The 7,505-nt window shown below is 31.4% G+C and carries 11 protein-coding genes; 5 read left to right on the plus strand and 6 right to left on the minus strand.

Features of this window, described 5'->3' with window-relative positions; all coding sequences use genetic code 11:
• A partial coding sequence (locus QZZ48_RS13025) for a TetR/AcrR family transcriptional regulator (protein WP_294966581.1) occupies positions 1-214 on the minus strand: 214 nt, incomplete at its 3' end.
• An 88-nt stretch (positions 215-302) separates the two neighbouring features.
• The gene (locus QZZ48_RS13030; RefSeq protein WP_294966582.1) at positions 303-842 is read right to left on the minus strand and encodes a YceI family protein; all 540 of its coding nucleotides are present in this window, start codon (positions 840-842) and stop codon (positions 303-305) included.
• A gap of 217 nt (positions 843-1,059) precedes the next feature.
• Here QZZ48_RS13030 and QZZ48_RS13035 point away from each other — a divergent pair, with 217 nt between their 5' ends.
• On the plus strand, positions 1,060-1,419 hold the full coding sequence (locus tag QZZ48_RS13035; RefSeq protein ID WP_294966583.1) for a MarR family transcriptional regulator: 360 nt from the start codon (positions 1,060-1,062) through the stop codon (positions 1,417-1,419).
• On the opposite strand, the gene QZZ48_RS13040 is transcribed toward QZZ48_RS13035, so the two are convergent.
• From QZZ48_RS13040 to QZZ48_RS13050, 3 genes are read right to left on the minus strand one after another with little or no spacing between them, the layout of a single operon-like run.
• Positions 1,416-1,790, minus strand: a complete 375-nt coding sequence (locus QZZ48_RS13040; protein WP_294966585.1) for a RidA family protein — start codon at positions 1,788-1,790, stop codon at positions 1,416-1,418. The two genes, QZZ48_RS13035 and QZZ48_RS13040, sit on opposite strands and share 4 nt — an antisense overlap.
• A 21-nt stretch (positions 1,791-1,811) precedes the next feature.
• The gene (gene dapE / locus QZZ48_RS13045; RefSeq protein ID WP_294966587.1) at positions 1,812-2,909 is read right to left on the minus strand and encodes a succinyl-diaminopimelate desuccinylase; all 1,098 of its coding nucleotides are present in this window, start codon (positions 2,907-2,909) and stop codon (positions 1,812-1,814) included.
• Positions 2,910-3,260, minus strand: coding sequence for a hypothetical protein (locus QZZ48_RS13050; protein ID WP_294966589.1), 351 nt, complete (start codon positions 3,258-3,260; stop codon positions 2,910-2,912).
• 164 nt (positions 3,261-3,424) lie between these two features.
• Here QZZ48_RS13050 and QZZ48_RS13055 point away from each other — a divergent pair, with 164 nt between their 5' ends.
• The 4 genes from QZZ48_RS13055 (at position 3,425) to QZZ48_RS13070 (ending at position 6,378) form a co-directional block, all read left to right on the plus strand.
• Positions 3,425-3,934: a hypothetical protein gene (locus QZZ48_RS13055; RefSeq protein ID WP_294966591.1), complete on the plus strand. Its 510-nt coding sequence runs from the start codon at positions 3,425-3,427 to the stop codon at positions 3,932-3,934.
• A 3-nt stretch (positions 3,935-3,937) separates the two neighbouring features.
• Positions 3,938-4,372 (plus strand): NfeD family protein, encoded by a 435-nt coding sequence (locus QZZ48_RS13060; protein ID WP_294966592.1) that lies wholly within the window; start codon positions 3,938-3,940, stop codon positions 4,370-4,372.
• 12 nt (positions 4,373-4,384) lie between these two features.
• Positions 4,385-5,314, plus strand: a complete 930-nt coding sequence (locus QZZ48_RS13065) for an SPFH domain-containing protein (protein WP_294966593.1) — start codon at positions 4,385-4,387, stop codon at positions 5,312-5,314.
• 224 nt (positions 5,315-5,538) lie between these two features.
• Complete coding sequence (locus QZZ48_RS13070; protein WP_294966594.1) at positions 5,539-6,378, plus strand: c-type cytochrome; 840 nt, start codon at positions 5,539-5,541, stop codon at positions 6,376-6,378.
• A gap of 39 nt (positions 6,379-6,417) precedes the next feature.
• On the opposite strand, the gene QZZ48_RS13075 is transcribed toward QZZ48_RS13070, so the two are convergent.
• Positions 6,418-7,505 (minus strand): HAMP domain-containing sensor histidine kinase (locus tag QZZ48_RS13075; protein WP_294966596.1); only part of this gene is annotated, 1,088 nt, incomplete at its 5' end.

A 7,505-nucleotide genomic window follows, 5' to 3' on the forward strand; every position in this document is an offset into this window, starting at 1 on the left:
TCATTTTATTATGCTTTTGCATTAAAATATTTACTATTTCAAAAACAATATCTTCTTTATTTTTAAAATAATCATAGATAGTACCCTTGCCTACTCCTGCTGCTTTAGCTATTTGAGAAACCGTAAGATCGTTGATACCTTTTTGGATAAATATGTCTTGACATGCAAGAGCTATATCTTTTCTTTTTTGTATCTTATCTACAATAATTGCCATTATTTTCCTTTAAAAATTTAAATGACCGACCGTCGGTCATTTATTAATATATCGAATTGTAGTACTTTTAACTTAAGCTAATTTAAATTTAATCTACTAGTATATTTTCAGATTTATATGCAACCAGTTCAACTTTTACATTTACATCATCTGAAATCACTACACTCATAGAACCATTTAACATAAAGTCTTGTCTATTAACTACTGATGAAAGTTCCATAACCAATCTTGAACCATCAACTTCGACTTTATCAATATTGAAGTTCAATACTTTAGTAATGCCCTTTATTGTTGTTGATATCTCTATAATATTGTCTTTTATTTTGAGACTTTTAATGATTATATATGGAAAATTATCAACATAAAAATAATCATCTTCTTTTAAAGTACTGTCTCTTTTTTGGTCATTAGTATTTATAGAGTCTATTTTAATTTTTCCATTTATAGAAACTATATTTGACTCATCATCCAAAACGACCTTACCTGAGAACTTTTTGAACTCTCCACTTACTCCAACAAACATAAACTTGCTAGCCTCAAATTTAATATCTGAACTGCTCTCTTCAACTGTATAAGTAGCTCCAAACATATTTATTGCCATTACAAGTATTAACATAATCTTTTTCATAGTATTATCCTTTAGTATATAACTTTGATATCGACCATTAAAAACTTCTCTAAACCAGAGTATCTTTTTACTTGTCATATGCAAGTATATTTTATCAAAACTTAAATACTTGTTAAGGACAAGTACTTTCTAATTATGTTAAAATTTCAATATGAAAATAGAAAATTATAATTTTAATGAATCTCTAGGCTTTTTGGTACATACATTGAGCACACAAATGAAACAAGCTTTGGAACTAAAACTAAAGGCAAATGACCTTACTACCTATCAATTTGGAACCTTGATGCAATTATATAAGAGTGGTTCATTGACACAAAAAGAGATATCTGAGTTCATAAATTCAGATGAACCTTCTACAGCAAGGCTTATGAATCGTTTAGAAGAAAAAGGTTTTATAAAAAGAACGGCTGATAAAAAAGATAAGAGAAAGAAAGTTATATCACTTACACCAAAGGGAAGAGAACTTTTAAATGAACTACTCCCATGTGTAATGGAAGTAGGTAAGGGTTTTACGTCTAAAATTTCCGAGCAAGAGAATAAAACTCTCTATGCACTTTTATTAAAGGTTATAAACTAGTTAACCAATGCTACTGCATCTATCTCAACTAAAGCATTTTTAGGAAGAGTTTTTACAGCCACGGTAGCACGAGCTGGTTTATGAGAGCCAAAAGCTTCTTCATAGATTCCATTGATAACAGCAAAATCGTCCATAGATGCTATGAAGATAGTAGTTTTAACAACTTGATTCATAGAGCTACCCGCTTCTTCTAAAACAGCTTTTAAGTTGGCTAAAACTTGTTTTGTTTGGATAACTACATCATCTTCTAACATTACACCCTCTGGAGTAAGTGCAATCTGTCCTGAAGTGTAAACCATTCCATTTGCTACTACTGCTTGAGAGTATGGACCTATCGCTGATGGTGCTTTTGTCGTTTGTACTAATTTCATTAATATTCCTTAATTCTTTTCTTATTTCCAGATGCTAATGAGGTTTTTAAATACTTGATAAAGATCTTGAACTTCTTTAACACTTGTTCTCTCATTTACTGCGTGGATAGTGTCATTTATAACACCAAACTCTACAACGTCTATTCCCAGAGGAGATATAAACCTTGCATCTGAGGTTCCACCAGCTGTTGAGTGTTTAGGTTTCATACCTGTAACGCTCTTTATAGCTTCATCTATCTTTTTTACAAGCTTTGTATCAGTATCAGTTTTAAATGGATACGAGCCTTGTGTAAGCTTTAACTCATAGTCTAGTCCGTCTAAGTTTTTTGCCACAAACTCTGTAACTTCTTTTTGTGTTGTAAGAGTTGTGTTTCTAACATTAAACATCATATCAAGATGATTTGGAGTTACATTTGTAACTTGCATTCCAGAGCGTATGTCTGTTACTACAAACTTACTAGGACTAAAAAACTCATCTCCATTGTCTAGGTTAACACCAGCCATATTTAAAAGTCTAGGTGCAATGTTGTGGATAGGATTTATAGCCTTCTCAGGATATGCAGCGTGACCTTGTTTACCATTTAAAGTGATGTAACCATTTATAGAACCTCTACGCCCTACTTTGATAGCATCTCCAAAGTTCTCTTCACAAGTTGGCTCTGCAACTACTACTGCATCTGGAAGTTTAGAGTTCTCTTTTAAGTACTCTAAAACTTTTACAGTACCGTTAATCGCGTCACCCTCTTCATCTGAAGTTAGTAAAAGAGAGAGTGTTCCCTTAAAATCTTTAGCTTCTTTAACAGCTTGAGTAAATGCTGCTACTCCACTTTTCATATCTTGAGTACCGCGACCAAAGATGTAACCATCTTTTTCTACTGCTTCATAAGGATTTGTATCCCATCCTTTTCCAGCAGGAACAACATCAACATGTCCTGCAAAACATAGATGTTCACCCTCACCAAACTTCTTGTATATAAAAAGATTTTTAACATCTTCTCCATCTATACGCTCTGCAGTAAAGTCTGGTAAATAGTTTTGTATAAAATCTGAAAGTCCACCATCATCGGGTGTCTCACTTTTTTGTTCTACTAAATATTTAAACAGTTCTATTATGTTCATCTATTTCTCAGCACCTGGGTTATCATAAAAGATGTAAGAAGTTGAGTAGTCACTTATTTCAAAGTAAAGTTTTTTCTCACCAGAATCAACTTTAAGATTTTGGTTGGCATCTAAAACACCATAACCATATCTATATGTTCTAGAAGTTGAGCCTTGTGTAGCTTCAGCAGTTGAAAGCTTATCTATTTTGATAAATCTTTTCACAAGCTTATCACCCATATAGATATCAAGAACACCATTTGTTCCTGTCCAGTTTTGAATACTTCTACCTATCTTGTTTTGTGTCTCTTGCGTACATCCGCTAAACATAAGTGTTAAAGCGATAGCTGATAATATAATGATTTTTTTCATATTTATTCCTTATCTTAAAAAAGCAATTATACACTTTTTTGATTATAAAAGGCTTTTGGTTATATTTAGATGCACAGTTAATTACACCTAAAGAATTTCAACTTTTTCAATTATTAAGCATTCACATAATATACTACTTTCTCATATTAAATTGAAGGTAATAAATGATAGAAACCACTAAGTTAATTCAAAAAAAAATAAAAACCTTTAAAAGATTGCATATATTGATGATTTTACCAGATATTGTATATGCTTGTTTTATAGTTTATATGTATAAGTATGCTCCAATTCCTCCAGTAATAACAGATATACAAACTCTCAAAATCATTTCATATGCTTCAATTGCTTTGATGATTATTTTAATGATGGCATTAAAAGTAGCACGTCTTAGAATGTTATCGTCTAATTCTATTTTTGACAGAAAAGAAACAAATAAAACAAACTTAGATGAACCAGCATTTTTTGCTAACTATCTTTCAGTACATTTTATATTATGGGCTATAATAGAAATTATAGTTATTTGTGGAATTATCATTTTTTTATTAAGTGCTCAATTGCTTATGCCATTAATTTTAATATCTGTAGGTCTGTTTTTTAAACTGACTAATGCTCCCAAAGCACAAGATTTAACTCAGTTATCTGAGCAATACAATTCAATTTTAGTAAAAGGATAAAAAATGTCATACTATATATGGTTAATATTAAGTGTTTTAGCATTTGTCATCGAAATGAATATCCCAACTTTTTTTGCTCTTTTTGCAGGAATAGGTTTTTTATTTTCAGCACTTGTTGCTTACTTCATGCCTGAGTCTATTTTTTGGCAACTTATCGTTGCATCTATTTTTATGTTCATCGGTGTAATCATTTTTAAAAGAAATAAAATGGCTGATTCTCCAACCTCCAATGTTGGAACACACAATGAATTTGTCGGCAAGTTTGGAGTTATCACTGCATCTATCTCTGATACTAGTGAGGGAGAGGTAGAATTAGTAGAACCTATTCTTGGAACTCGCAGTTGGCCGGCAATTTCTCTTAGTGGAGAGATAGAAATGGGTAGTGAAATTAAAATCGTAGAACTACATGGAAATACCATCGTAGTTGAAAAAAAATAAAAGGAAATTATAATGAATACAAATATAGATATAAGTGTTGTTTTTTCGATTGTCTTAGTCATTGGAGTTGTATATACTCTATCAAAAATGGTTCGTATTGTGCCTCAAGGTGAAGAGTGGGTTGTTGAGAGATTAGGAAAATATAGCAAAACATTATTGCCAGGACTAAGTTTACTGATTCCTATTGTAGATAGTGTAGCTTATAAAATTGTAACAAAAGAACTTATTCAACAAACTAGAGACCAAGAGGTAATTACAAAAGATAATGCAGTAGTAATCATTAGTGCTGTAGTTTTTTATCGTGTTACTGATCCAGGTAAAGCATCTTATTCTATTAGTAACTTTGAGAGTGCTGTTGCAAATATGACAACAACAACTCTTCGTGCAGTAATTGGTGGGATGACACTTAATGAGTCACTTTCACAACGCGACCAAATTAAAGCACAAGTTGCAGCAAAAATTAGAGATTCACTTAGTGGATGGGGTCTTACACTTGGTAACTTAGAAGTTCAAGACATTCGCCCAAGTGACAACTTACAAGAAGCAATGGAAAGACAAGCTGCAGCGGATAGAGATAGAGAAGCTACAATCCTTATAGCAGATGGAGATAGACAAGCATCTATTGCAAAAGCTGAGGGACAAAAACAAGCTGTTATTTTAGAAGCACAAGGAAGACTAGAAGCCGCAAAACTTGAAGCACAAGCAAAAGTAGAACTAGCAGATGGAGACCGTAAATCTATGGTAATCGTAGGTCAAGGATTAGCTTCAGGAGAGATAGCACCTAACTATTTACTTGCTCAAAGATACATTGATAGCATAAAAGAAATCTCTGACTCTGATAATTCTAAAGTTGTTTTTATGCCTGCAGATTGGCAAACAAGTTTAGCTGGAGTAGTTGGTTCTCTTGGTTATTTAGGCTCACAAATCAGCGATAAAAAATAACTCTTTTTAAATATAGCACCTTGGTAAGAAGCTACCTTATCAAGGTATAATTAAAAAAGAACCTCCTACTTTCCCCCTCTATAACGTTACACTTATACTTATTCATAAAGGAGAATAGATGAAATTATTTACTAAAGAGTTACTAGCAGTACTACTTATTGGGAATTCACTAATGGCTGGGGGGGGGTATTCCTACAAAATATCCAATGGGCCCTGTCGGGGATATGGTGAAACTCGGTGAGCAGATAATGCTAAAAACTAATACACACTCACTTACTAAAGATTTAGTTGGAAATAAGTTGCAATGCATAAGTTGTCATTTAAAAGGAAGTGATGATAAACCAGGTACAGCAAGTGGAATTGGGACGTTTGTAGATACAGCAACGGCATTTCCTGCATATTCAAAAAGAGAAAAGACAGTTCAAACATTACAAAATAGAATCAATAATTGTTTTATGAGAAGCATGGATGGGAAAAGACCTATTGTTGATACTGAGGCTAGTATTGCTATGGCGACATATATTACTTGGCTCTCAACTGGTAAAACAATTAATCTAAATGAAAAAAGACCATGTGGACCATCTAATTCCGAGAGATGGGCTAAAAACATTAAAAAATTTACAAAAATTCAGAAAAAAGCAAAACATACAAACTATACAAATGGTAAAAAGCTTTTCACACAAAAATGTATTTCATGTCACGGAGTTCAAGGTCAAGGTATAGCTTCTTTTCCTCCACTATGGGGTAAAGACAAAACTAATCATTCATTGTCTTATAACACTGGTGCAGGTATGAGCAAGTTAAATAAAGGTGCGGCTTGGGTGCAATCTAATATGCCATTATATCAAGGAGACTCATTGAGTAATCAAGAAGCAGCTGACATTATGTTATATGTTAATGCACAACCTAGAGCTGACTTTGATTTGAAAAAAGGATTACAAACTAACAATAATATGGGTTATTACAATTCAAAGGTATTAGAAGAAAAACATTCTGTAAGAAGTAATTTTAAAGCTTTAGGACTTGATATTGATAAAATAAGAGGCGATAAAAAAATCAAATAAATAAAAGTGGAGTTAGTATAATACTTACTCCACCCTCTTTTAAAAAACTATAGTAAAAACTGCCCCATCTTTTGAGTTATGAACAGACAATTTAGCATTGTTATTTTTTTCAATAATAGATTTAGTCATATACAACCCAATTCCAGTACCTCTTTTAGCGTGCTTTGTACTATAATATGGCTCAAATACTTTCTCTATTGGTTCAACTATTATACCTCCAGCATTATCTTCAATAGTTATATACTTTTTAGAATTTTCTATAAAAGCATGTATATTTATTAATGAGTTAGTATTCTTTTCATTAATAAATTTATCTCTAGCATTATTAATTATATTAAGAAAGGCTTGAGCAACTTCATTTGGATATCCATTAAGTTTATAGTCTGTGTCTATTTTATATTTTAATGCAATATTATTATTACTCAAAGATGCATTTGTAAGATTTTTCACTTGATCTATGACGTAAGATATTGAATATACTTCCTTTTTTTTCCCCGATGAAAAAAAGTTTCTAAAGTCGTCAATTGTTTTAGACATAAAAGATATCTGCTCATTTGCCTCTTTTACTTTTATTTGGAATTTTTCTTTTGTCATTTTTGAACGTTCAAAATATAACTCCATGTTTATTAATACTAAAGATAATTCAGTCAAAGGTTGTCTCCACTGATGAGCTATGTTTCCTATCATTTCACCCATGCTAGCTAACTTACTTTGATGAAGTGAAATTCTTTCTTTCTCATTAGCTTCAAGTTCTTTTTTTAGTTTTAGTTTTATTTCTTTTTCGACTTCTAACTGTAAATTTTTATTCAGTATTTTTAATCTGTCTTGACTTTTTTTAAGTTTTATATTTGACTCATCTAAATCATTTAAAATGATATTAGAACCATAATTGATAACTGATGCAGTTATAATAGCAATTATAATTAATAAAATAAGGTTTTCAAAAATAGCTTTTTTTATAATTTCTTGTCTATAACTATTATCTTGTAAAAATACAATTTCAAAGTTATTTTTTTCATCCATACCTATTGAGTTGATAGTATGCACTGAATGAGATTCATCTTTTATATCTAAGACATCACCATTAATAGAGAATATTGATTTACTTGCATCTTTTTTACTATGAA

The sequence above is a fragment of the Sulfurimonas sp. genome (genome assembly GCF_016744025.1).
GTDB lineage: Bacteria > Campylobacterota > Campylobacteria > Campylobacterales > Sulfurimonadaceae > Sulfurimonas.

What these genes read in the sequence shown, in the direction of transcription:
- QZZ48_RS13035 (WP_294966583.1), top strand. Translation starts at nt 1,060, where the DNA reads ATGAAACAAGCTTTGGAACTAAAACTAAAGGCAAATGACCTTACTACC.
- QZZ48_RS13060 (WP_294966592.1), top strand. Translation starts at nt 3,938, where the DNA reads ATGTCATACTATATATGGTTAATATTAAGTGTTTTAGCATTTGTCATC.
- QZZ48_RS13065 (WP_294966593.1), top strand. Translation starts at nt 4,385, where the DNA reads ATGAATACAAATATAGATATAAGTGTTGTTTTTTCGATTGTCTTAGTC.
- dapE (WP_294966587.1), bottom strand. Translation starts at nt 2,909, where the DNA reads ATGAACATAATAGAACTGTTTAAATATTTAGTAGAACAAAAAAGTGAG.
- QZZ48_RS13030 (WP_294966582.1), bottom strand. Translation starts at nt 842, where the DNA reads ATGAAAAAGATTATGTTAATACTTGTAATGGCAATAAATATGTTTGGA.
- QZZ48_RS13040 (WP_294966585.1), bottom strand. Translation starts at nt 1,790, where the DNA reads ATGAAATTAGTACAAACGACAAAAGCACCATCAGCGATAGGTCCATAC.
- QZZ48_RS13050 (WP_294966589.1), bottom strand. Translation starts at nt 3,260, where the DNA reads ATGAAAAAAATCATTATATTATCAGCTATCGCTTTAACACTTATGTTT.
- QZZ48_RS13070 (WP_294966594.1), top strand. Translation starts at nt 5,539, where the DNA reads ATGGTGAAACTCGGTGAGCAGATAATGCTAAAAACTAATACACACTCA.
- QZZ48_RS13055 (WP_294966591.1), top strand. Translation starts at nt 3,425, where the DNA reads ATGATAGAAACCACTAAGTTAATTCAAAAAAAAATAAAAACCTTTAAA.